At 66.8% G+C, this 21,955-nt stretch carries 18 protein-coding genes and 1 pseudogene; 3 read left to right on the forward strand and 16 right to left on the reverse strand.

All coding sequences use genetic code 11. From position 1 onward, the window contains the following. The coding region (locus ADADO0_RS12445) for a methylmalonyl-CoA mutase family protein (RefSeq protein ID WP_511305476.1) at window positions 1–250 on the reverse strand (250 nt) is incomplete at its 3' end. Between the two features lie 232 nt (window positions 251–482). Between ADADO0_RS12445 and ccrA the strand changes: the two are divergent. After that, window positions 483–1,770: pseudogene (ccrA, locus tag ADADO0_RS12450) on the forward strand (crotonyl-CoA carboxylase/reductase). Between the two features lie 707 nt (window positions 1,771–2,477). Further along, complete coding sequence (locus ADADO0_RS12455) at window positions 2,478–3,710, forward strand: BaiN/RdsA family NAD(P)/FAD-dependent oxidoreductase (RefSeq protein WP_511305477.1); 1,233 nt, start codon at window positions 2,478–2,480, stop codon at window positions 3,708–3,710. On the opposite strand, the gene ADADO0_RS12460 is transcribed toward ADADO0_RS12455, so the two are convergent. From ADADO0_RS12460 to rpsT, 15 genes are all read right to left on the reverse strand, one after another. After that, complete coding sequence (locus ADADO0_RS12460; protein ID WP_511305478.1) at window positions 3,687–4,262, reverse strand: DUF924 family protein; 576 nt, start codon at window positions 4,260–4,262, stop codon at window positions 3,687–3,689. The two genes, ADADO0_RS12455 and ADADO0_RS12460, sit on opposite strands and share 24 nt — an antisense overlap. Next, a complete protein-coding gene (locus ADADO0_RS12465; protein WP_511305479.1) occupies window positions 4,259–5,410 on the reverse strand; it encodes a CobW family GTP-binding protein in 1,152 nt (383 codons plus the stop codon). The genes ADADO0_RS12460 and ADADO0_RS12465 overlap by 4 nt, the downstream gene beginning before the upstream one ends. Before the next feature lie 47 nt (window positions 5,411–5,457). Then, window positions 5,458–5,733, reverse strand: coding sequence for a hypothetical protein (locus tag ADADO0_RS12470; RefSeq protein ID WP_511305480.1), 276 nt, complete (start codon window positions 5,731–5,733; stop codon window positions 5,458–5,460). A gap of 62 nt (window positions 5,734–5,795) precedes the next feature. Continuing rightward, window positions 5,796–7,286 carry a D-alanyl-D-alanine carboxypeptidase family protein gene (locus ADADO0_RS12475; protein ID WP_511305481.1) on the reverse strand — a complete coding sequence of 497 codons (1,491 nt, stop codon included), beginning with the start codon at window positions 7,284–7,286 and terminating at the stop codon, window positions 5,796–5,798. Between the two features lie 129 nt (window positions 7,287–7,415). Continuing rightward, entirely contained in the window at window positions 7,416–9,203 is a 1,788-nt protein-coding gene (locus ADADO0_RS12480; protein ID WP_511305483.1) for a glucan ABC transporter ATP-binding protein/ permease, read from the reverse strand. A 2-nt stretch (window positions 9,204–9,205) separates the two neighbouring features. Further along, entirely contained in the window at window positions 9,206–10,390 is a 1,185-nt protein-coding gene (gene lhgD / locus ADADO0_RS12485) for an L-2-hydroxyglutarate dehydrogenase (protein WP_511305485.1), read from the reverse strand. A 37-nt stretch (window positions 10,391–10,427) separates the two neighbouring features. Next, on the reverse strand, window positions 10,428–12,854 hold the full coding sequence (gyrB, locus tag ADADO0_RS12490) for a DNA topoisomerase (ATP-hydrolyzing) subunit B (RefSeq protein ID WP_511305487.1): 2,427 nt from the start codon (window positions 12,852–12,854) through the stop codon (window positions 10,428–10,430). 218 nt (window positions 12,855–13,072) lie between these two features. Further along, window positions 13,073–13,618, reverse strand: a complete 546-nt coding sequence (locus tag ADADO0_RS12495; protein ID WP_511305488.1) for an arsenate reductase ArsC — start codon at window positions 13,616–13,618, stop codon at window positions 13,073–13,075. A gap of 94 nt (window positions 13,619–13,712) precedes the next feature. Continuing rightward, window positions 13,713–14,327: a LysE family translocator gene (locus ADADO0_RS12500; protein WP_511305489.1), complete on the reverse strand. Its 615-nt coding sequence runs from the start codon at window positions 14,325–14,327 to the stop codon at window positions 13,713–13,715. Between the two features lie 88 nt (window positions 14,328–14,415). Then, window positions 14,416–15,054, reverse strand: coding sequence for a L,D-transpeptidase (locus ADADO0_RS12505; RefSeq protein ID WP_511305490.1), 639 nt, complete (start codon window positions 15,052–15,054; stop codon window positions 14,416–14,418). Window positions 15,055–15,193: 139 nt separating this feature from the next. Further along, window positions 15,194–16,327: a DNA replication/repair protein RecF gene (gene recF / locus ADADO0_RS12510; protein WP_511305902.1), complete on the reverse strand. Its 1,134-nt coding sequence runs from the start codon at window positions 16,325–16,327 to the stop codon at window positions 15,194–15,196. A 72-nt stretch (window positions 16,328–16,399) separates the two neighbouring features. Continuing rightward, window positions 16,400–17,524, reverse strand: a complete 1,125-nt coding sequence (gene dnaN / locus ADADO0_RS12515; RefSeq protein WP_511305491.1) for a DNA polymerase III subunit beta — start codon at window positions 17,522–17,524, stop codon at window positions 16,400–16,402. A 177-nt stretch (window positions 17,525–17,701) separates the two neighbouring features. Continuing rightward, window positions 17,702–19,168 (reverse strand): chromosomal replication initiator protein DnaA, encoded by a 1,467-nt coding sequence (gene dnaA / locus ADADO0_RS12520; protein WP_511305492.1) that lies wholly within the window; start codon window positions 19,166–19,168, stop codon window positions 17,702–17,704. Window positions 19,169–19,849: 681 nt separating this feature from the next. After that, window positions 19,850–20,092: a hypothetical protein gene (locus ADADO0_RS12525; RefSeq protein WP_511305493.1), complete on the reverse strand. Its 243-nt coding sequence runs from the start codon at window positions 20,090–20,092 to the stop codon at window positions 19,850–19,852. A 235-nt stretch (window positions 20,093–20,327) separates the two neighbouring features. Next, window positions 20,328–20,594, reverse strand: coding sequence for a 30S ribosomal protein S20 (gene rpsT, locus ADADO0_RS12530; RefSeq protein ID WP_511305494.1), 267 nt, complete (start codon window positions 20,592–20,594; stop codon window positions 20,328–20,330). Between the two features lie 297 nt (window positions 20,595–20,891). Here rpsT and ADADO0_RS12535 point away from each other — a divergent pair, with 297 nt between their 5' ends. After that, the gene (locus tag ADADO0_RS12535; RefSeq protein ID WP_511305495.1) at window positions 20,892–21,878 is read left to right on the forward strand and encodes a complex I NDUFA9 subunit family protein; all 987 of its coding nucleotides are present in this window, start codon (window positions 20,892–20,894) and stop codon (window positions 21,876–21,878) included. The last annotated feature ends 77 nt before the right edge of the window (window positions 21,879–21,955 follow it).

Below are 21,955 nucleotides of genomic sequence, written 5' to 3' on the forward strand. Positions count from 1 at the left end.
CCGCCAGCGGAATGCCGTCGAACAGCGCGCGCATGTCGCCGAGATGGGAAATCGGCACGCCGACCTTGCCGACCTCACCGCGCGCCAGGGGATGGTCGCTGTCGTATCCGGTCTGGGTCGGCAGGTCGAAAGCAACCGAGAGGCCGGTCTGGCCCTTCGCGAGGTTGCCTCGATAAAGCTTGTTGGATTCGGTCGCCGTGGAGTGCCCGGCATAGGTGCGGAACAGCCAGGGTTTGTCGCGGCTCACCATCTTCCCGATCCTCTTTTGCACCTGCTCCATTATGTAGTGTGCGCTGCAACGCTGCCGCCGTCGACGGGAATTTTACCGGCCAAGCCACGGCTTTGCGAACCGCAGGCGGATACCCCCACAAGTTCATGCGCGGGGCATCAAGAGGGGGCTCGCCAGAGCTATTTTCTCTGCTACGCTGCAGCGCGAAATAACGTGGTTCCACAAAAATCCCACAGAGGAAGGAAGAGACGCTATGGGCCAGACTGCAGTCTCGAGCGCGTCAGCCGGCTCTGCGCTGAAGGATCTCTACGAAATCGGCGAGATCCCGCCTCTGGGACACGTCCCGGCCAATATGTATGCCTGGGCCATCCGTCGCGACCGGCACGGTCCGCCCGAGGATTCCTTCAAGGTCGAAGTGGTGCCCACCTGGGCGCTGGGCGAGACCGACGTTCTGGTGCTCGTGATGGCGGCCGGCGTCAATTACAACGGCATCTGGGCCGGCCTCGGACAGCCCATCACGCCGTTTTGACGTGCACAAGGCGCCCTATCATATCGCTGGTTCCGATGCCTCGGGCATCGTCTGGGCGGTGGGTGCGAAGGTCACGCGCTGGAAGGTGGGCGACGAGGTGGTCGTGCACTGTAACCAGGACGATGGCGACGACGAGGAATGCAACGGCGGCGATCCCATGTTCTCGCCGTCCCAGCGCATCTGGGGCTACGAGACCCCGGACGGCTCGTTCGCCCAGTTCTGCCGGGTGCAGGCGCGCCAGCTCATGCCGCGCCCCAAGCATCTCACCTGGGAAGAGAGCGCCTGCTACACCCTGACCATGGCGACCGCCTACCGCATGCTGTTCGGCCATCCCCCGCACACCGTGAAGCCGGGCGACTATGTGCTGGTGTGGGGCGCCTCCGGCGGCCTCGGCGTGTTCGGCGTGCAGCTTGCCGCCGCGTCCGGCGCCCATGTCATCGGCGTGATCTCGGACGAGACGAAGAAGGATTACGTGCTCGGCCTCGGCGCCAAGGGCGTGATCAACCGCAAGGACTTCAAGTGCTGGGGGCAGCTCCCCACGGTCAATTCCCCCGAATACATGGAATGGACCAAGGAAGCGCGGAAGTTCGGCAAGGCGATCTGGGACATTACCGGCAAGCGCGACGTTGACATCGTGTTCGAGCATCCCGGCGAGCAGACCTTCCCGGTCTCCACCCTGGTGGCCAAGCGCGGCGGCATGATCGTGTTCTGCGCCGGCACCACCGGCTTCAACATCACCTTCGACGCCCGCTATGTGTGGATGCGGCAGAAGCGCATCCAGGGGTCGCACTTCGCGCACCTGAAGCAGGCCTCCGGCGCCAACCAGTTCATCATCGACCGGCGGGTTGACCCCTGCATGTCGGAAGTGCTGCCGTGGGACCGCATTCCCCACGCCCACACCAAGATGTGGAAGAACCAGCACCCGCCCGGCAACATGGCCGTCCTGGTGAACGCCCCCCGCGCCGGCCTGCGCACGCTCGAGGACGTCCTGGAAGCCTCCGCCGCGCTCTGAGGCGGGGGAGGGGCTTTCTAGCACAGGGACAAGCGCGCTTTTTTCCCATCGGATCGTCGCGTCATGCGCGATCCGCTCCCTCTCCCGCTTGCGGGGGAGGGGGTGAAAGGCGGGGGAGGGCGGGGCCTGATGGCTGGGGATGTCTCGGTATGCAGCCAGGTTTTGGTTCGACCGACCCCTCGGATTTCACCCTCCCCCCTTGAGGGGGAGGGCAGGGTGGGGGGTATCTTTCCGCCTGGTTCGGCGCGGGTTTTCCTGGCGGCGCCATACCCCCCACCCCAACCCTCCCCCTCAAGGGGGGAGGGGGCAAAAAAGGGGTGAGAGTGCGGGGGGGTGAGAGTGCCGCCGCCATTCCCTCCCCCGCAAGCGGGAGCTCTGCGAAAGGGATCTCGCAAACGCCCTCGGTTCGCTAGATGCAAAGGCCGAGCTGCTTTTACCTCTCCCCGAGGGGGAGAGGTCGGCTGCGAAGCAGCCGGGTGAGGGGGCTCCGACATTTCAGGGCTGGAAAGGGTTGTCCCCCTCACCCCAGCCCTCTCCCCCGCGGGGAGAGGGGGCATGCCGCAGTCACTCGACAAACACCACCAAACCCGCGCCTACCCCTTTCGCAGCGCTCCCGCAAGCGGGAGAGGGGACGAGGCCGCGAAGGCGGCGTCGTTGACTCACTTGGCGGCATGGACAGGGCGGGGGTTCGCAGGCACAAGCGGCGCATGAGTATTGAACCCGCAGTCTGCATCATCGGCGCCGGTCCCGCTGGTCTCATGGCCGCCGAGCGGCTGGCCGAAGCGGGGCACAAGGTGGTCATGCTTGATCGCATGCCCTCGCCCGCGCGCAAGTTTCTGCTGGCCGGCCGCGGCGGGCTGAACCTGACCCACAGCGAGCCGCTGGACAAATTTCTCTCGCGTTATCGGCCGGCGTCGCCGCTCCTTCTGGACGCGGTGCGCGCCTTTCCGCCCGACTCCGCGCGGGCGTTCTCGGCGGAGCTTGGCGAGGAAACATTCGTCGGGTCGAGCGGCCGGGTTTTTCCTCTCAGCTTCAAGGCGTCGCCCCTGCTGCGGGCCTGGCTGCGCCGGCTCAGCGCGAACGGCGTGGAACTGCGCACCCGCCATCTCTGGCGCGGCTGGTCGCCCTCCGGCGCGTTGCTGTTCTCGACGCCCGACGGCGACGTGGAACTGAAGCCAGAGGCGACCGTGCTGGCGCTCGGCGGGGCCTCCTGGCCGCGTCTCGGCAGCGATGGCGGCTGGTCGGACCTGCTGCGCACCTGCGGGGTCGCGCTTGTGCCTTTCGCGCCGGCCAATGTGGGCGTTCGGGTGGCCTGGTCGCAGGTGTTCGCGGACCGCTTCGCGGGCGAGCCGCTGAAGCGCATTTCGCTGGCCTGCGGCGGTGTGGGCGTGAAGGGCGAGGCGATGGTCACGCGGGACGGGCTGGAGGGCGGTGCGGTCTATGCGCTCACCCGGGCGATCCGGCTCGCGATCACATCCGCCGGCCATGCCGACCTTGCCATCGACCTGCGGCCGGACCTGAGCGCGGAACAGATCGCCGCGAAGCTGCGGGCGGTGCCCACCAAGCAGTCCCTGTCGAGCCGGCTGCGCAAGGGCGCCGGTCTGTCGCCCGCGGCCGCCGCGCTGTTGCGGGAGGGAGGCGCCCTGCCTCCCGATACCGATGCCTTGGCGAGGCAGATCAAGGCGGTGAAGCTGCGCGTCACGGAAACCGCCGGCCTGGAGCGCGCCATTTCCACTGCTGGCGGCATTTCCTGGGATGCGCTCGACCGGCGCTTCATGCTGCACGAACTGCCTGGCGTCTACGCCTGCGGGGAGATGCTGGACTGGGAGGCGCCGACCGGGGGCTATCTGCTCCAAGGGTGCTTTGCCACCGGATGGGCGGCAGCGGGCGGCGTGTTGGCGCAGCTTGGTAGCGCCTCAGCCGGAGAAGCCGCCCTCTGAGAGATATGCCTGCTCGTCTGCCGTCATGGTGCGATCCAGGATCGGATTGCGATGGGGGAAACGGCCGAAGCGGGCGATGATGTCGTGGTGCTCCACGGCATATTTCAGGTCGTCCGCCGAGCCGTGCCGCTCATACAGAGACACGCACCGCTGCTGATCCTCAAGCGTCTCCGCGTGCATGAACGGCAGGTAGAAGAAGCTGCGCAGCAGCGGGTCCACCTCGGCGTCGAAGCCCTGGCCCAGCGCGCGGTCGGCCACCGCGCGTGCCGCCGCATCGGTCGCGAAGGCGCGCGGGGTGCCGCGAAAGACGTTGCGGGGCATCTGGTCGAGCAGCAGAACCAGCGCCAGCGCGCCGTCCGGCGTCGCCTCATAATCGGCAAGCACGGTTGCGCCGGCGCCGCGCCGCACCGCGTCCTCGTGCGCGGCAAGCAGACGGTCTTTGATCTGCGCATCGAACGCCGGGTCCGACTTGAACCAGCGGTCGCGACCTGCCGCGAGCCAGAAGGCGAGGATGTCGGAGGGGGAGGGCAAGTGAGCCACGGTATCGCTCATCGGCGTGCCCGTGCCGGGGGGAGTCCCGCAGGCGCGAGGGGATTGTCGGAGAGCGCGGCGGCATCGGGCGTGTCGATCTGCGGCACCCCCAGGAAGGCGCTGAACAGGCGGCGCACCACTGCCGGGTCGAGATCGCGCACGATCATGACGAGGCGGGTGCGATGGTCGTCGTCGGGCCATGCGGCGAGCCGTGCGGGGGGATGCATGATGTGCTGCACGCCATGAAGCACCACCGGCTTGGCCGGGTCGTCGGCGAGCTTCACGATGCCCTTCATGCGCAGCAAATTCGCCCCATAGGTGGCGCGAAGCAGTTCCAGGAACATATCCAGCGTGCCGGTGGAGACGGCGGCGTCAGTCGAGATGCTGAAGGCCTGTATGCGGGCATCGTGACGATTGACGTCCTGCGGGACATCGGTTTCCGCCGCCGCCACCCGCTCCTCCGCGAGCCAGCGCGAAACATCAGGGATCTTGCGCGAGGGGTCGTAGAGCCCGGCCTTGAGCAGCGCCATCGCGTCCGCTTCGCCTTCCGCCGCATCAAGCAGGGGGGCGGCGGGCACCAGCCGCTTCAGGCGGGCTTTCAGGGCGGCAAGGCCGGCGGGGTCGTGCGCCATGAGGTCGGACTTGGCGAGGACGATGCGGTCGGCCACCGCCGCCTGCTTCACCGCCTCCTCCTGCGCGTCGAGGGTCGCCGAACCGTTCACCGCGTCCACCACCGTCACCACGCCGTCGAGCCGGTAGCGCATGACGAGATAGGGGTGGCTCATGAGGGTGAACAGGATGGGCGCGGGATCGGCAAGGCCGGTGGTTTCCACGATCACCCGGTTGAACGGCGGCAGGCGGTTGTTGTCGCGCCCGCGCAGCAGATCTTCCAGCGCCGTGACGAGATCGCCGCGCACGGTGCAGCACAGGCAGCCGCTCGCGAGCAGGACGACGCCGTCCTGCACCTCGCGCACGAACAGATGGTCGAGCCCGATCTCGCCGAATTCGTTGATCAGCACGGCGGTGTCGGCAAGTGCCGGGTCCGCCAGAAGCCGGTTCAGCAGCGTGGTCTTTCCCGCGCCGAGGAAGCCGGTGAGTAGGGTGACGGGAATGGGCTCGGGCGGGCCCCGCCGCTCGGGAGCAGGCGCGGGCGTTTCGATATCGGTCACGAGATCGCCTTCAGGTACGGCTCACAGCGGGGCGCCGTGGAGGCGTGTCACAGCCTTTGCGGCGGGCGCGGCGCGCTGCGGATTTTCCGGCCGGCCTGGAGAATGAGAAAACCGGGCGTGACGCTCACGATGAAGATCACGTAGCCCAGGATAACCGCTGCGGTGCGCGATACCGCAAATCCGAGCACCCTGTGTCCGGCTTCATCTGGGCTTGGGGTCAGGCCCGGCAGGCTGAAATAAAGGCCGACCGCGATCAGCAGCCACCCCAGGGCTATGAGGCCTACACCGAGAGAGGGGTTCCGCCCGGTGAATTGGAATGCCATCGTCTTCCCCTATGGCTGGCGGCAGGAGGCTGGCGGCTGACCAGCCTGGGTCCGGCGTCCGGTCAGGTGCCGGGACGGGTGGGGGGAGGGGGGCCAAAGGTCAGGGGGGCGTCATCCCCGTCCTGGCTCTTGGGCTTCAGCTTCTGCGCCGGTGCTGCGCTCGCCGCTTTGTCGCCGGAGGCGGCGGGCTTCGCCGCAGGCTTCAGCGCCGTCGGGGCCGGCTTCGCGTCCGGTTTGGCACTGGCCGATTTGGCGTCAGCCGGCTTGGTGTCGCTGGACTTCGCATCGGGCTTGGCCGCCGGCTTCGTGGCGGTCTTGGGTGCGTCGGTGCCATTGGGCGTGATGACGGCGGTCTTCTGCTTTGGTTTCGCGTCTGTCTTGGCTTCGCCATCCGGCTTGGCGGCGGGCGGCGGCGCGGGCTTGGCTGCCTGGAGCGCCTCGTCCTGCACCGCCGCGGCGGCATTCGCCGGGCCGACGAACACGCGGATCGGCGGCATGGAGGGCGGCAGGTTTTGCAGCAGCGCCGCGCCTTCGCCCTTGCTGAAGCCGGCGGCGACCGCGGCAGAGACCGCATAAGAGGTCACGCCCTGGCCCTGGTTGTAGAGATTTTCGTCTTCGTTCTCGGCCGCAGCGACCGCGCGCTTGCGGTTGCAGACGTTCATGTCGGTGGGGGCGCCGTCCAGATTTGCGATGCTGTCCAGGGCGGGCGCGGAGGCGCCGAAGATCGACCAGGAGGGCTGGAAGCCCTTCTCGAACAGCAGCGCGGCCTGTTCCGTGCGCGCCACGGCGGACGGGGCGCCGAGGATAACCGCGATCAACCGCTTGCCATTGCGCGAGGCGGTGGCGACGAGGTTGAAGCCGGAGGCGCAGATGAAGCCGGTCTTCATGCCGTCGGCGCCGGGGTAGCGGTCGATCAGGCGGTTGTAGTTGCGCAGCACGATCTTGCCGAGGCGGATCGCGGGAATGCGGAACAGCGCCTCATGCTCGGGGAAATCATAGATCAGGTGACGCGCCAGGACCGCGAGGTCGCGCGCCGTGGTGATCTGGCCGGGGTCCGGCAGGCCGTTGGGGTTTTCATAATGGGTGCCGGTCATGCCGAGCCGCCGGGCGGTGGCGTTCATCTCCTGGATGAAATCGGCATAGGAGCCGCCCACGCCCTCGGCGATGAACACCGCCATGTCGTTGGCGGACTTCACCATCAGCATCTTCAGGGCGTTATCGAGGGTCAGCTTGGTGCCGGCCGCGAAGCCCATCTTGGTGGGCGATTGCGAGGCCGCGAACGGGGAGACCGTGAACAGGGAATCGAGCGTCACCCGGCCTTCCTTGACCGCGTTGAGCGCGACATAGACGGTCATCAGCTTGGTGACGGAAGCGGGATACCAGGGCTTCCCGGCCTCCTGCTGCTCCAGCACCTTTCCGGTCTCGGCTTCCACGAGGAGGATCGGGGTGGCGCGTGCGGCGCCAGCAAGCAGGCCCAGCGACAGCAGTGCCAAGGCAATTCGGTGCAGAAAGCCCATGCGGTGCAGAGCGGCTTTCGCGCGCAGACGGCTCAAGCCCGGCAAAGCTCGCTTCAAAGCTTGCTCCATGAAATGAAAACGCCCCATTTCACTCCTTAACCCTTTTCGCAGGCGCGGAAAAGCCGAAAGGGTTTCACGTCTCGGCTCAGCCTTAACGCTTAGGCTTCAGGTTTCCACGATCGGTCCCGGTGCGCGTGGTGTGTCCACCAGGAACTGGGCGCGGGCAAGGCCGGCGAAACGTCCGTTTCGGGCCACCAGATCGTCGAACGTGCCTTCTTCCACCACCCGCCCGCGCTCGAACACGAGAATCCGGTCGGCATTGCGCACGGTGGCGAGGCGATGGGCAATGACGAAGGTGGTGCGGCCCTTCATCACTTCATCGAGGGCGGCCTGCACTTTGGTCTCGGTGGCGGCGTCGAGCGCGCTGGTGGCTTCGTCCAGAATCAGGATGGGCGGGTCCTTCAGCAGGGCGCGGGCGATGGCGAGGCGCTGGCGTTCGCCGCCCGAAAGCGCCCGGCCGCGCTCGCCCACATTGGCCCTGAGGCCGTCCGGCCGCCCGTCCACCAGTTCCAGCGCCTGGGCGCGCTCCAAAGCGGTGCGCATCTCGGCTTCCGTGGCGTCCGGCCGGCCGACGCGCAGGTTGTCCTCGATGGACCGGTTGAACAGCATGGCCTCCTGGAACACCACACCGATCTGGCGGCGCAGCGAGGAGAGGGTGATATCGCGGATGTCGGTGCCATCGATGGTGATGCGGCCCGACTGCGGGTCGTACACCCGGTGCAAGAGGGCGAGCGCGGTGGACTTGCCGGCTCCGGTCGAACCCACCAGCGCCAGCGTCTCGCCCGGCGTCACCTGGAACGTGACGTCGGCGAGCGCCGAACGCTTGCCGTCATAGGAGAACGACACATCCTCGAACGCCACCGCGCCGACCACCGTGCCGATGTCGCGCGCGCCGGGGCGGTCGCGCACCTGGCCGATGGTGTCCAGAACGTCGAAGAATTCCGCGAGCGCGGGTGCGCTCAGCACCAGCCGGTTCACAAAGCTCACGGTCTGGTCCAGCCGGCCGATCAGCATGGTGGCGAAGGCGACATAGGTCACGATCTCGCCGATGTTGGCGAGCCCGTGCAGGTGCAGCCATGTGCCGATGATGAGGATGGCCAGGATGGTCAAGGTGGTGGCGGCCCGCGTCGCCATGGACACCAGCGCCCACCACGAGAGCACGGGCAACTGCGCCGAAAGAAGCTCGGTCGCGGTCTTGCGCAGCCCCGACACCTCCGCCTCGACGCGGGTGTAGCTCTGGATCAGCGCCACGTTGCCGAGGGCGTCGGTGGCATGTTCCGCGAGGCCGGAGCGGTGCCCCTCGACCACGCGCTGCATGGCTTCGGTCCGCCGCAGCACATAGGTGGTGATGATTGCGAAGGCGAACACCAGCACGATCAGCACGATGCCCAGCCGCCAGTTGATCCAGATCCCAACCGGGACCAGCACCACAAGCGCGACGATGGCCGCGCAATCCTCGCGGAAGAACGACAGCCACATGCTCCACAGCGTGTCCGTGCCCTGGAGCATGATCTTCAGCAGGCGGCCGGAATGGGTCTCGCCGTGAAACGAGAGGGGCAGTTGCAGCACATGCTCGAAATACTCGGTGAGCACGCCGAGCCGGCGGCGATGGGACAGACGATCCGCATAGAGCGAGACCGCGACGCCCGCCGCGATGGAGAACAGGCCGAAGGCGCCCCATGCCAGGAGCAGAGGGGTCAATTCGCCCCATCTCGGCGCCTGGTCCGGCGTCTGGGTGCCCGCAAGCGCATTGATGATCCGACCGAACAGGATCGGCTCGGCGAATTGCGCCAGCGCCAGCAACAGGTTGCCGATCGTGAGCCAAATGCCGAGGCGCCCTTGCGGCCCCAGCATTTGCAGCGCCCGGCGGTAGACACGCAGCAGGCGGCCCACGCTCAGGCCACCTTGTCGGCGATCATCGCCCCGATCGGTATGGCGGAGGTCGCAGCGGGGGAGGGCGCGTTGCAGACGTGCAGCATGCGCGGGCTTTCAAGGAACAGGAAGTCGTGGATCAGCGTGCCGTTCGGCAGCACCGCCTGGGCGCGGATGCCGGCCTCATAGGGCATAAGATCCGCGCGCGTCAGCTCCGGGCAATAGCGCTGGCATTCCGCGAGATAGCCGTCGATCGAGAGCGAGTTGCGCAATTCCTTCACGGTGGCGCCGGGGTGCTGGAACAGCGTGCGCCAGAAGCCGGAGAAGCCCGCCGTATCGAGCACGTCCGACAGGTCGAAGGAGAATTTGGGATACCCCTCCCGCGCCATGCCGACGATGGCGTTGGGGCCGACCGTGACCGTGCCGTCGATCATCCGCGTCATGTGGATGCCCAGGAACGGCAGGGTCGGGTCGGGCACGGGATAGATCAGGCTTTTCACCACGGTGTTGAGGCGCGGCGCCAGACGGAAATATTCGCCCCGGAACGGGATGATGCGATGCTCGATCTTGAGCCCCGCCATGCGCGCCAGCCGGTCCGACTGGAGCCCGGCGCAGGCCACCAGCTTGGCGCCGCGATAGGCGGTTCCGCCCGCCACCACCTCGACTGCGTCCGGGCCTTCCGTGATCGATGACACCTTGGTGCCGAGGAGCAGCGTGCCGCCGGCGGCTTGGAACACCCGGCCCATGGCCTCGCACACCAGGCGATAATTGACGATGCCGCTGGAGGGCACGAACAGGCCGGCAAGGCCGCTGATGCGCGGCTCCCGGCGCTGGAGTTCCGCTTTGTCGAGCCGCTCGACGGGGACGTTGTTCGCCGCCGCCCGCTCGTAAATGGCATCCATGCGGCCGATTTCCGCTTCGTTCACGGCCAGCACGATCTTGCCGCAGACGTCGAAGGGAATGTTGTGTTCGGTGCAGAACGCCTTGGTGGCCTCAGCGCCGCGCCGGCACAACTCGGCCTTGAAGCTGCCGGGCGCGTAATAGATGCCGGCGTGGATCACCCCGCTGTTGTGGCCGGTCTGATGCCGGCCGAGGGAGTCTTCCTTCTCCACAAGCAGGACGCCGGCACCGGGCCGGCGTTCCACGATCTGCATGGCAGTGGCGAGCCCGACGATGCCCCCGCCGATGACGATATAGTCGTAGAGCATCGCGCACCTCCCAGTGCTGCGCCTTTTTGCGCGGCGATCAGACGTCGACGCTGGCTTTCAATGCATTTTCCATGATGAATTCGCGGCGCGGCTCCACCAGATCGCCCATCAGGCGATTGAAGAGATCGTCCGCTGCGTCGAGTTCCTTGATCCGCACCTGGAGCAGCGAGCGGGCGTTGACGTCGAGCGTGGTTTCCCAGAGCTGGCCGGGGTTCATCTCGCCGAGGCCTTTGTAGCGCTGGAGGCTGAAGCCCTTGCGGCCGGCGTCGGTCACGGCGTCGAAGAGGTCCACCGCGCCGAACAAGGGGGTGCTGTCGCTCTTGCGGCGCAGGCTGACGGCGCCGTCGAACACGCCGTCGAGGTCGGTCGCGAGGTTATCGAGACGGCGCGCCTCGGGCGAGGCGAGGAAGGCGGCATCGAGCAGCGCGGTCTCCAGCACGCCACGAACGGTGCGCGAGAAACGCATGCCACTTTGGTCGGCGGTGCCGATCCAGCCGCGCTCGGTATCCTCCGCCAGGGCGTCGAGCCGTGCGGCCACCTTGAGCGCGGCGGCGCTGGCGGCCTCTTCATCGCTAAGGATTCCCGCCTTCAGCGCTCCGGCGAGCGCAGCCTGTTCGGCCACCGCCTTTTTATAGCGCGGATGCAGGCTGTTCAGCGTGCCACGAAGCTGACGGCTGCCTTCCACCACGGCTGCGAGGTCGGCGCCGGTGCGCACTTCGCCAGAAGCGAGGTAGAGGCCGGCATCGTCGAGGCCGGCGGTGATGAGGTAATCCTCAAGCGCCCGCTCGTCCTTGATGTAGCTCTCGGACTTGCCGCGCGTGACTTTGTAGAGCGGCGGCTGGGCGATGTAGAGGTGCCCGTTCTCCACGATCTCCGGCATCTGCCGGAAGAAGAAGGTGAGAAGCAGGGTGCGGATATGGGAGCCGTCCACGTCCGCGTCGGTCATGATGATGATCTTGTGGTAGCGCAGCTTGGCGATGTTGAAATCATCGCGGCCGATGCCGGTGCCGAGCGCGATGATCAGCGTGCCGATCTGCTCTGACGACAGCATCTTGTCGAAGCGCGCGCGCTCCACGTTCAGGATCTTGCCGCGCAGTGGCAGCACCGCCTGGAAGGCGCGGTCGCGGCCCTGCTTGGCGGAGCCGCCGGCCGAGTCGCCCTCGACGATGAAGATTTCCGACTTGGCGGGGTCACGCTCCTGGCAGTCGGCGAGCTTGCCGGGCAGGGAGGCGACATCCAGCGGGTTCTTGCGGCGCGTCAGGTCGCGGGCGCGGCGGGCGGCCTCGCGGGCGGCGGCGGCTTCCGCCACCTTGCCCACCACGGCGCGCGCCTCGGACGGGTTTTCCTCAAGCCAGGTGCTGAGCGCCTCGCCCACCAGGGATTCCACCACGGGGCGGACCTCCGAGGAGACCAGCTTGTCCTTGGTCTGGGACGAGAATTTCGGGTCCGGCACCTTCACGGAGAGAACCGCGGTCAGCCCCTCGCGGCAATCCTCGCCGGAGAGCGTGACCTTCTCCTTCTTGGTGATGCCGGAGGATTCCGCATAGCTCATCACCTGCCGGGTGAGGGCGGCGGCAAAGCCGGTGAAATGGGTGCCGCGATCGCGCTGCGGGATGTTGTTGGTGAAGCAGAGCACGTTCTCGTGGTAGCCGTCGTTCCACGACAGCGCGGCCTCCACGAGGATGCCGTCGCGCTCGGCGCGGATCACCACGGGCTTCGCCAGAACGGCCTGCTTGGAGCGGTCGAGATAGCGCACGAAGGCCTCGACGCCGCCCTCATACATCAGGTCCTCGACCTTGGGCTCGTCGCCGGCCCGCGCGTCGGTGAGGATGATGTGGACGCCCGAGTTCAGGAAGGCGAGTTCGCGCAGGCGGTGCTCAAGGGTCGCGTAGTCGAACTGGATGTGGGTGAAGGTCTGGGGGCTCGGCACGAACGTGACTTTGGTGCCGCGCTTGCCCGGGGCATCGCCGACCACCTTCAGCGGCGCTTCCGCGTCGCCGTGGCGGAAGCGCATGTAATGCTCTTTGTCATTCCGCCAGATGGTGAGATCGAGCGTGGTGGAGAGCGCGTTCACCACCGACACGCCCACGCCATGGAGCCCGCCGGAAACCTTGTAGGAATTCTGGTTGAACTTACCGCCGGCATGAAGCTGGGTCATGATGACCTCGGCGGCGGACACCCCTTCTTCGGAGTGGATGTCGGTGGGAATGCCGCGCCCGTCGTCTGTGACCGTCACCGAGCCGTCCGCGTTCAGCGTGACGGTGACTTCCTTGGCGTAGCCGGCCAGCGCCTCGTCGATGGCGTTGTCCACCACCTCGTAGACCATGTGGTGCAGGCCCGACCCATCATCGGTATCGCCGATATACATGCCCGGCCGCTTGCGCACGGCATCAAGGCCCCTCAGGACCTGGATCGACTGGGCGCCGTAGTCCTCGGGGGATGCAGCCGGTACGGGCTCGACCATGATGGTGTCTCGAATCGTTGAAAGGCTTGAATTCTTATACCGCAAACACGCGGTTATTTGGTGGCGAGCGCAACAGCGTTCAGGCGCCGCCCCGCGCCAGGATGCCAGCTGAAGAGTCTACCAAAATCCATGCCTCCCGTGTGCGCCCGCGCGCACGTACGGTCAACCCCGCGCGGGCGCGGGGCTGTGGTACCGGAACCGCAGATCGACGTTGGGTCTCAGCCGGCTTTGGCGCGCTGGGCGCTGGCGCCGTCCTGCTGGCCGATCTGCTCGAGATGGCTGTGGAGGGAGAGGTGGTCCAGGGTGCTCAGCGGCAGCGCGGCAAAGGCCAGCACCCGGTTGCGGATGTAGTGGAACGCGGTCTCGAAGGCGGTTTCCTTGTCGATGGGCGAGCCTTCGACCAGGGACGGATCCTCGATGCCCCAATGGGCGGTCACGGGCTGGGGATCGCCCGGCCAGACCGGAAGCGGCTCACCGGCCGCCTCGTCGCAAAGGGTGAAGACGAAATCCATTTCCGGCGCGCCGGGGACGGTGAATTCCCGCCAGCTCTTGGAGCGCAGGCCCTCGGTCGCATAGCCGTCGGCTTCCAGGGTCTCGATGGCATAGGGGTTTACCGCGCCGGCCGGGGTCGTGCCGGCGGAATAGGCCCGGAATAATTTGCCCCCGTCCTTGTTCAGGATGGCCTCGGCGATCAGCGAGCGGCCGACATTGCTGTTGCACAGAAACAGAACGTTGTACGGCTCGATATCCTGCGTCGCGCTCAATTCACCCTCCATCAATCCCTTCGGCCTTACGCCGCCCGCGCACACTTCCCACGGGCGACATGACGGGGATGTGACAGGGGATACTGAGGGGCCGCTAGGGGATCGCCACACCCACCGCCATGCAGGCGAGGACCCCGCCCGACAGGCGGTGCATGAACCGGGCGATGCCGGGGGAGTGGATGAAACCCCGCATGCGGTCCGCCAGCAGCACATAGCCCGCCAGGACGCCGGCGAGGATGGTGACCGTTACGGCGCTCATCACACCGAAGGCGGCAAGCGTCATCTCGTCCAGCGCAACAAGGGTGGGCAGGAGCGCGAGATAAAACGCGCCGGTTTCCGGGTTGCCGAGCGAGAGCGCGAGACCGCCTGCGAACAGTCCCAGCCGGTTCGGGGCCAGGGTGGGGCCGGCCGCGCCCGCGATGGCGACCGGCGCAGTCCAGGCGCGATAGGCCAGATATAGGAGATAGCCGGCGCCCAGCAGGCGCATGGCATAAAAGACATGATGGAAATCGGCTGCGAGGGTGGACAGCCCGAGGCTCGCGGCGGCCAGCCAGATCTCGTCCCCCAGCACCTGCCCGGCGATGAATGCGATGGCGCCGCCGCGCCCCTTGGCAAGGGTCCGCGCAATCAGCGCGATGGCGACCGGCCCCGGTATCGCGACTTCGAGGCCGAGCGTCGCGGCAAACAGGATCATGTCATCGGCGTTCATAGCCGGTGCTGTGCCCAGCGCCGCCGGACGGATCAAGCCCGTCGACGGACCTGTACCTGCGTAATGATTGGACCTAAGCCGAAAAGGCTCACATCACATAGACGCGGGTGCCGGTGGGGACGCGCTCATACAGGTCGATGATGTCCTGGTTCAGCAGACGCACGCAGCCGGATGACACCTGCTGGCCGATGCTCAGCGGCTCGGTGGTGCCGTGCAGGCGGAACAGGGTGTCCCGGGGGCCGTCGTAGAGATAGAGCGCGCGCGGGCCGAGCGGGTTTTCGTCTCCGCCGGGCAGTCCGCCGGCATAGGGGCCGTAGCGCTGCGGCTGGAGCCGGATCATGTTGGCGGTCGGCGTCCAGCTCGGCCACTTTTCCTTGCGGGCGATGGTGGCCCAGCCGCGATAGGAATAGCCCTGCTTGCCGACGCCCACGCCGTAGCGCATGGCCTTGCCGTCCTTCATCACGAGATAAAGGAACTTGTTTTCCACATCGACCACGATGGTGCCGGGCGGATTCTTGGTCGGGTAGTTCACGACCTGCCGGAAATACTTCCTGTCGATCTCGGAGGTGTCCACCGCCGGCACCGCGAACGGCTCACCGCTCACCGCGCCATACATGGACATGGGCGAGGGCGACCCATCGGTCTGGCAGGCCGCGAGGAGCAGCGGGGCGCCGAGGATGAGGAGACGGCGGCTAATTCCGGCAGGCTTGAGGCTGTCGCTGGCCATGGGTCCCCGATGTGCAATGCGAATCACTTTATCCATGCGTAGCATGCAGGCCGACGGCACAGGTTGCAGCGGGGCCACACCCCGAGAAAACCCTGATGCAGATCAAACCTTATCGCGAAAACGTGAATCGCGCTGAACCTCAGGGCATGGGCCGGACCTCGCCGGCGCGCACAACGAGCCGTTCCGCGCCTTCCAGCGCCTGAAACGCGGTCTCGTCCGCCCCGGTCATGAAGACCTGCGCGCCGAGCCGGGCAAGCGCCTGGAACAGGCCGGCGCGGCGGTCGGCATCGAGATAGGCAACCACATCGTCCAGCAGCACAACCGGTGCCAGCGCGTGCATGGCCGCCACCAGCCGGGCGTGCGACAGGGACAATCCGATCAGCAGGGATTTCTGCTCCCCGGTGGAGCAGCGCGCCGCCGGCAGGGTCTTGGGGCCGTGCGACACCAGCAGGTCGCACAGGTGCGGGCCTTCCAGCGTGCGCCCCGCCGCCCGGTCGCGCGGGCGGTTGTCGCGCAAGAGCGCGCGGTAGCGGTCCTCCACCTCCAGCGCCGGCCGCGCCGCCAGCAGGCGCTCAATGGCACCGTCCAGCGCGATCTCGGCGAACGGAAAGGGCGAGACATCGTCGCGCGCCGCGGCGATCTCCTGCGACAGCCGGGCCACCGTCTCAAGCCGGGCTGCGGCGACCGCGACGGCGAGTTCCGCCAGTTCATGTTCCAGCGCGTCCAGAACCCTGGCATCGCCGCTGGTCTCAAGCAGGCGGTTGCGCGAGCGCAGCGCCCGCTCCAGCGCGTTGACGCGGGTGCCGTGCTCCCCGTCCACCGCCAGGACCAGGCGATCGAGAAACCGGCGGCGGTCCGAGGGCGGGCCAAGAAACAGCCCGTCCATTTCCGGGGTGAGCCAGACCACTTTCAGGTGTTCGAGGAAGGCGACGGGCGAGGAGGCAGTTTCTCCGTCGATCCGGCTGCGGCGCGGCGAGCCGCCATCCGGGCGGGGCGCATCGATGCCGGTGCCGATCTGGGCGAGGCCCAGCGCGCCCGACACATGCGCGGCGACCGCCCATGAGCCATCGCCCGCCATGTTCGCCACATCCTCCACGCGCGCCCGGCGCAGGCCGCGTCCGGGGGAGAGGAAGGAGATCGCCTCCAGCAGATTGGTTTTTCCCGCGCCGTTCTGCCCGGTGATGACGATCGGCCCTTCGCCGATGGCGATCTGCGCGGCGGGGTAGGAGCGGAAGCGGGTCAGCACGAGCCGGCGGACGCGCGCCGCCGGCAGATGGGGTGCCGGCAAATTAGGTGCCGGGATACCGGGCGCGGCCTTTTTGGCGGGCGTGCTCACTCCCTCGGCTCAGACCCGCATGGGCATGAGCACGTAGAGCGCATCGGTCTTGGTGCTATCGCGCACCAGGGTCGGCGAGCCGGGGTCGGCCAGCTTCAGTTCCGCCGTGTCGCCCTCAAGCTGAGAGGTGATGTCCAGCAGGTACCGGCTGTTGAAGCCGATATCGAGCGGCTCGGAGGCATAGTCGACCTCCAGCTCCTCGGTGGCGCTGCCGGAATCCGGGTTGGTGACGGAGAGCACCAGCTTGCCTTCCGAAAGCGCCAGCTTCACGGCCCGGCCGCGCTCGCTGGAAACGGTGGAGACGCGGTCCACGGCGGCGGCGAAATCCGCCTTGTCGACGATCAGGATCTTGTCGTTGCCGGCGGGGATCACCCGGCCATAGTCCGGGAAGGTGCCGTCGATCAGCTTGGAGGTCAGCACGATGGCGCCCACTGCAACGCGGATCTTGGTGGCGGAAAGCGAAATGGTGACTTCCGCGTCCTTGTCTTCGAGCAGCTTCTGCACCTCGGCCACCGTCTTGCGGGGCACGATGACGCCGGGCAGGCCGGCGGCACCCTCGGGGGCTTCCAGTTCCGCCTGGGCGAGGCGATGGCCGTCGGTTGCCACCGCGCGCAGGGCGGGTTTCCCGAGGCTGCTGGATTCCGTGACGTGCAGATAGATGCCGTTCAGGTAGTAGCGGGTCTCCTCGGTCGAGATCGCGAACTGCGTCTTATCGACGAGGCGCCGGAACTCGGAGGATTTGAGCTTGAAGGTATGGCTGAATTCGCCCGCCGCGAGATCGGGGAAGTCGGCTTCCGGCAAGGTCTGTAGCGTGAAGCGGGCACGCGAGGCGCGCACCAGCAGCGATCCACGCTCGCCGCCGGCCTCAAGCTGCACCTGTGCGCCGTCTGGAAGCTTGCGCACGATGTCGTAGAGCACATGCGCCGGCACCGTGGTGGCTCCCGGCTGGCTGACCTCTGCGGACAGCGTCTCGACCACTTCCAGGTCGAGGTCGGTTGCCTTGAGTTCAAGCCCCTTCTCGCTGGCGCGCATCAGCACGTTGGCGAGGATCGGAATGGTGTTGCGGCGCTCGACGACGCGGTGAACATGGCTGAGCGACTTGAGCAGCTCGGCGCGTTCGACGATGACCTTCATGGCCGGACCCGTGACCCTTCGCTCAGGAAAATCATACGCGGGGACAACGGACGCCGCCCCGGCCCGCCTGCTCGCGCGAAGGCGAACTGCAGGGCCGCCGACATTGCCGCTGGTCCCGGCGCAAAGCAAGTGCGCCTGACGGTGTTTTCCCCGTGGGAGATGGCGGCGGGCCGATCCCTACTCGTTGATGAGGCGCTTCAGGGCTTCGATCTCGTCCGCGAGGGCGCGGTCGGTGGCGATCAGCCCGTCGATCTTGCGCACCGCGTGAAGCACGGTGGTGTGGTCGCGCCCGCCAAAACGCCGGCCGATCTCCGGCAGGGAGCGCAGGGTCAGGATCTTGGCGAGATACATGGCGATCTGGCGCGGCTTCACCACATTCGCGGTGCGGCGCTGGGACAGAAGGTCGGCGCGCGACACATTAAATTGCTTGGCCACCACGCGGAGGATGTCGTCCACGCGCACCCGCTTGGGGTCGCAGGGGCGAACCAGGTCGCGGATCGCGTTCTCGGCCATTTCCAGCGTCACCGGTTCCCCGGTGAGCTTGTTGAAGGCCAGCAGCTTATTCAGCGCGCCGTCGAGGTCGCGCCCGCTCTGGCCGATATTGCGCGCGATCAATTCCAGCACCGGGGGCGGCACGGAGAAGCCGCGATGCTGTTCGGCGAGGGTCTGCGAGCGGGCCTTCAGGATCTGGAGGCGCAGTTCCTCTTCAAGCGGGAACAGCTCCACCACGAGGCCGCCGGCGAGGCGCGAGCGCACCCGGTCGTCCAGCGCGTCCAGCTCGGAGGGCGGCCGGTCGGCGGCCACCATCACCTGGCGCCCGGCATCCATCAGGGCATTGAGCGTGTGGCAGAATTCCTGCTGCATGTTCTTGCCGGTCAGGAATTGCAGGTCGTCGATCAGCAGCGTGTCGATGCTGCGCAGGGCATCCTTGAAGGCGATCGCCGCATGGCTCTTAAGGGCCGCGACGAAGCCGTACATGAAGCGTTCGGCGGTGAGATAGACCACGCGGCGTCCACGGGCCGCCCCGGCCCACGCCGCGGCCTGGAGCAGATGGGTCTTGCCGAGGCCGACCGCCGCATGAAGATAAAGCGGATTGAAAATCGGCCCGGTGCCGGCGGCGGCGTCCGCCACCTGACGCGCTGCGGCGTGCGCCAGGGTGTTGGACTTGCCCACCACATAGGTTTCAAACGTCAGGCGCGGGTCGAGCGGCGAGCCGGCGCCAACGTCGGCGGAGGCACCCGAGGGACCGACCGGGGCGGGGCGCGGCTCCACCGGCTGCTCGACCACCACGGCGCGCGGCTCGCGGGCTTTGAGCGGCTGGCTGCGGATCGCTGCGGATCGCACGGCCACATCCACCTTGCAGGGCTTGCCGGTCTCTTCGCGCCACAGATCGGTGAGGCGCTCGGCGTAATGGCCTTGAATCCAGGACTTCAGGAAGCGGGTCGGCACGGACAGGTGGACGCCGTCCGGCCCCAGCTTGTCGAGTTCCAGCCGGGCAAACCAGGATGAATAGGATTCCTCGCCGATTTCCTCCCGAAGGCGTGCCCGCACGCGCTCCCACTGCTGCGCACCGATGTCAGTCGCGGTCGCGCCAGCGATGGCGGGTCCGAACTTCGCGACGTCCACGGCTTCGGGTTTCAGCATGAGATGTCGACCGCGCGTAGCGGCTCCCAGTTGGAAAAGCACGAACGTCGGCGCCGCGAGGCGCGCGTCCAGTGGCAGAAAGATCGAATGGTCGAAGGGGGGACTGTTGCCGGCGCCCTATAAGGCGGCGCGTGCTCGCTCGTCTCCGCTTTCCGAGCCTGCGTCCTCGCCAGAAGTAGGGGGCGGGGTGCAAACGAAAGCGCCGCATTCTGCGCCGATGCTTGAAGTCATAGCCGCCCCATCTACCGCGAACATTTCGTCCGACGGATCATTCTTTGAAAGATTATTGTGGTTTGAAACGCGATATCCCGAACGCTTACAAGTTCAAGGACAGAACTGGATCAGCAGACTTAGAGCAGAGCGCGCCTGAGGAGGCGGTACAATACAGAGGGAATATGAAAAAATTACGCATATCATACACCCTCCCCTGCCCACGAAGAGTCGTGAAACCTTCAATCTGTTGATGAAGTCGGGGGCAACCCCCGAAGTGAGATTGAACATACACAGGCGGTGAGGGCCGCGCAACGCCTTTCCCCGGCGCTCAGAATTGCGGGGGCAAGGGCGCCGTCCCGCACATTCCACACAGGTTTTACATCAGCCGGCAAACCTCTGAAGGGACAATGAGATTCAAGGGTTCCCTGAGGATGTATGGCACCCTTAGGATTTTTGTCCTGGGGTAATTTAATACCAAATAACCTGCATCGTATTTTGGCGATTTTGCCCTTGGCCCATAACCCTTTCCAGGGCCTCGGTTTTTCCTGCTCGGCGGAAATGCCTGTTTTCCCCTGCGTCCCACGCCTCAGCCGGGTTCAGTCCCTTGACGGCGGTATTGGAAGGCGTCAGGCCCCCATTTGGGGAATCGCCGGCGCTGAACGCCAAAGGCTGTTGCAAAAGTGCCACATTTGCTGTCGCGCGGCCGTTCAAGGCCGGTCGCCTCTGCGCTGGAAGGCGCGCGCGGGGTTGAGGCAGGTGCCGTAGGGGCATGTTGTCGAGAGGAGGGGAGGGCGGGGTCGTTCCCGCCGTGGTCCCCCTGGCGCGCTCCCCCTGGCCCCCCGGCCGCCGGCGGAATTATCCCGGAACACGGCACCAAAACGCAAGAAAGGGCCCGGCGCGAGCCGGACCCTTTGCTTGACTTAAACTGAATGCTCTAAAGCTTTGCTCAGGCGCTCAGCTTGCGGAGCTGGCTCACAAGGCGCGACACCTTGCGGGACGCCGTGTTCTTGTGAAGCACGCCCTTGGTCACGGCACGCATGATCTCCGGCTCGAAAGCCTTGAACGCGGCAGCGGCGGCAGCGGCGTCGCCCGTGGAGACGGCATCATCGAACTTGCGAAGGTAGGTGCGCACACGCGAACGGCGCGACCGGTTGACCTCGGTGCGACGCTCGATTTTCCGCGCCGCCTTTTTGGCGGAAGGCGTATTGGCCATCGGCCGTCCTCTATCTGTATGTCGCGCGCGAACTGTCCCGGATCGGTAGGCTGCGCAGCAGTGAATGGCTATATGTGCCGGCAAGCGGAGCCGCCAGCGAAGTGGGGGGCTTATAGGCGGCGGCGCTCGCCGCGTCAACAGTCCTGGCGCTCTCGGTGTATGCTCCGGGCGCGGGTAGGGCTTGCGACGCCGTGTTCCCTGGACGCAGGGCGGCGGGCTCGCTTATGTGCATTCACTGTTTATATAAGGTGACGCGCGCTCGGAAGGCCGCGTGCCCAAGAACCCGAGGGAGTAGGCATGAGCGAAGTTTCAGTGGCCGAACGGCCCGTGACTGACAGCCTTGTCACCGTCTTCGGCGGCTCGGGGTTCCTCGGCCGCTACGTGGTGCGCGCGCTCGCCAAGCGCGGCTACCGGATTCGCGTGCCCGTGCGCCGCCCGGATCTCGCCGGATTTCTTCAGCCGCTCGGCTATGTCGGGCAGATTCAGGTTACCCAGGCGAATGTGCGCTATCCCGATTCGGTGATGGCGGCGGTTGTCGATTCTGATGCGGTGGTGAACCTCGTCGGCATTCTCGCGCCCGGCGGACGCCAGAGCTTCGATGCCGTGCACGCTTTCGGCGCCAAGGCGATCTCCATCGCCGCAGCCGAAGTGAACGCCGCGCTGGTGCATATTTCCGCCATTGGCGCGGACCCGGACTCCGCGGTCGGCTATCTCAGAACCAAGGGCGAAGGCGAGATCGCGGCGCGTGAGGCGGTGCCTTCCGCCATTATCATGCGCCCCTCGGTGGTGTTCGGGCCGGAAGATCAGTTCTTCAACCGGTTCGCCGGTCTCTCCCGCTTCCTGCCGGCGCTGCCGCTGATCGGCGGCGGGCACACCCGCTTCCAGCCGGTGTTCGTGGGCGATGTGGCGGCTGCCGTGCAGCGCGCGGTCGAGGGCAAGGCGAAGGCGGCGGCCACCTATGAACTGGGTGGTCCCGAGGTGCGGACCTTCAAGGAATTGATGGAGCTGATGCTGCGCGAGATCGGCCGCAAGCGGCCGCTCGTGGACCTGCCGTTCGGCCTCGCCGATTTCGAGGCGCGCTTTTTGGAGAAGCTGCCTAAGCCGCTCTTGACCCGCGACCAGGTCGCCATGCTGCGCGTCGACACGGTGGTGAGCGCGACCGCCATCGCCGAGGGCCGGACCCTCGAGGGGCTCGGCATCTCCCCCGCGTCGCTGGCAAGCGTGCTGCCGAGCTATCTTTGGCGATTCCGTAAGGCAGGCCAGTTTACCCGCGTCGAAACCTGAAGACGGGCGCCTCCGGCGCCAACGTGTCCCACATGCGCGCGCGCCGACGATATCCTATATAAGCGTCGGAAAGCGGC

This window comes from Aquabacter sp. (genome assembly GCF_965279295.1).
Taxonomy (GTDB): Bacteria; Pseudomonadota; Alphaproteobacteria; order Rhizobiales; family Xanthobacteraceae; genus Aquabacter.

Bases quoted from the DNA above. Each gene is read 5' to 3' on its own strand.
- dnaA (WP_511305492.1), bottom strand. From the start codon at position 19,168: ATGCTGAAACCCGAAGCCGTGGACGTCGCGAAGTTCGGACCCGCCATC.
- gyrB (WP_511305487.1), bottom strand. From the start codon at position 12,854: ATGGTCGAGCCCGTACCGGCTGCATCCCCCGAGGACTACGGCGCCCAG.
- ADADO0_RS12535 (WP_511305495.1), top strand. From the start codon at position 20,892: ATGAGCGAAGTTTCAGTGGCCGAACGGCCCGTGACTGACAGCCTTGTC.
- ADADO0_RS12470 (WP_511305480.1), bottom strand. From the start codon at position 5,733: ATGGCATTCCAATTCACCGGGCGGAACCCCTCTCTCGGTGTAGGCCTC.
- ADADO0_RS12505 (WP_511305490.1), bottom strand. From the start codon at position 15,054: ATGGCCAGCGACAGCCTCAAGCCTGCCGGAATTAGCCGCCGTCTCCTC.
- rpsT (WP_511305494.1), bottom strand. From the start codon at position 20,594: ATGGCCAATACGCCTTCCGCCAAAAAGGCGGCGCGGAAAATCGAGCGT.
- ADADO0_RS12455 (WP_511305477.1), top strand. From the start codon at position 2,478: ATGAGTATTGAACCCGCAGTCTGCATCATCGGCGCCGGTCCCGCTGGT.
- ADADO0_RS12460 (WP_511305478.1), bottom strand. From the start codon at position 4,262: ATGAGCGATACCGTGGCTCACTTGCCCTCCCCCTCCGACATCCTCGCC.
- ADADO0_RS12500 (WP_511305489.1), bottom strand. From the start codon at position 14,327: ATGAACGCCGATGACATGATCCTGTTTGCCGCGACGCTCGGCCTCGAA.
- lhgD (WP_511305485.1), bottom strand. From the start codon at position 10,390: ATGCTCTACGACTATATCGTCATCGGCGGGGGCATCGTCGGGCTCGCC.
- dnaN (WP_511305491.1), bottom strand. From the start codon at position 17,524: ATGAAGGTCATCGTCGAACGCGCCGAGCTGCTCAAGTCGCTCAGCCAT.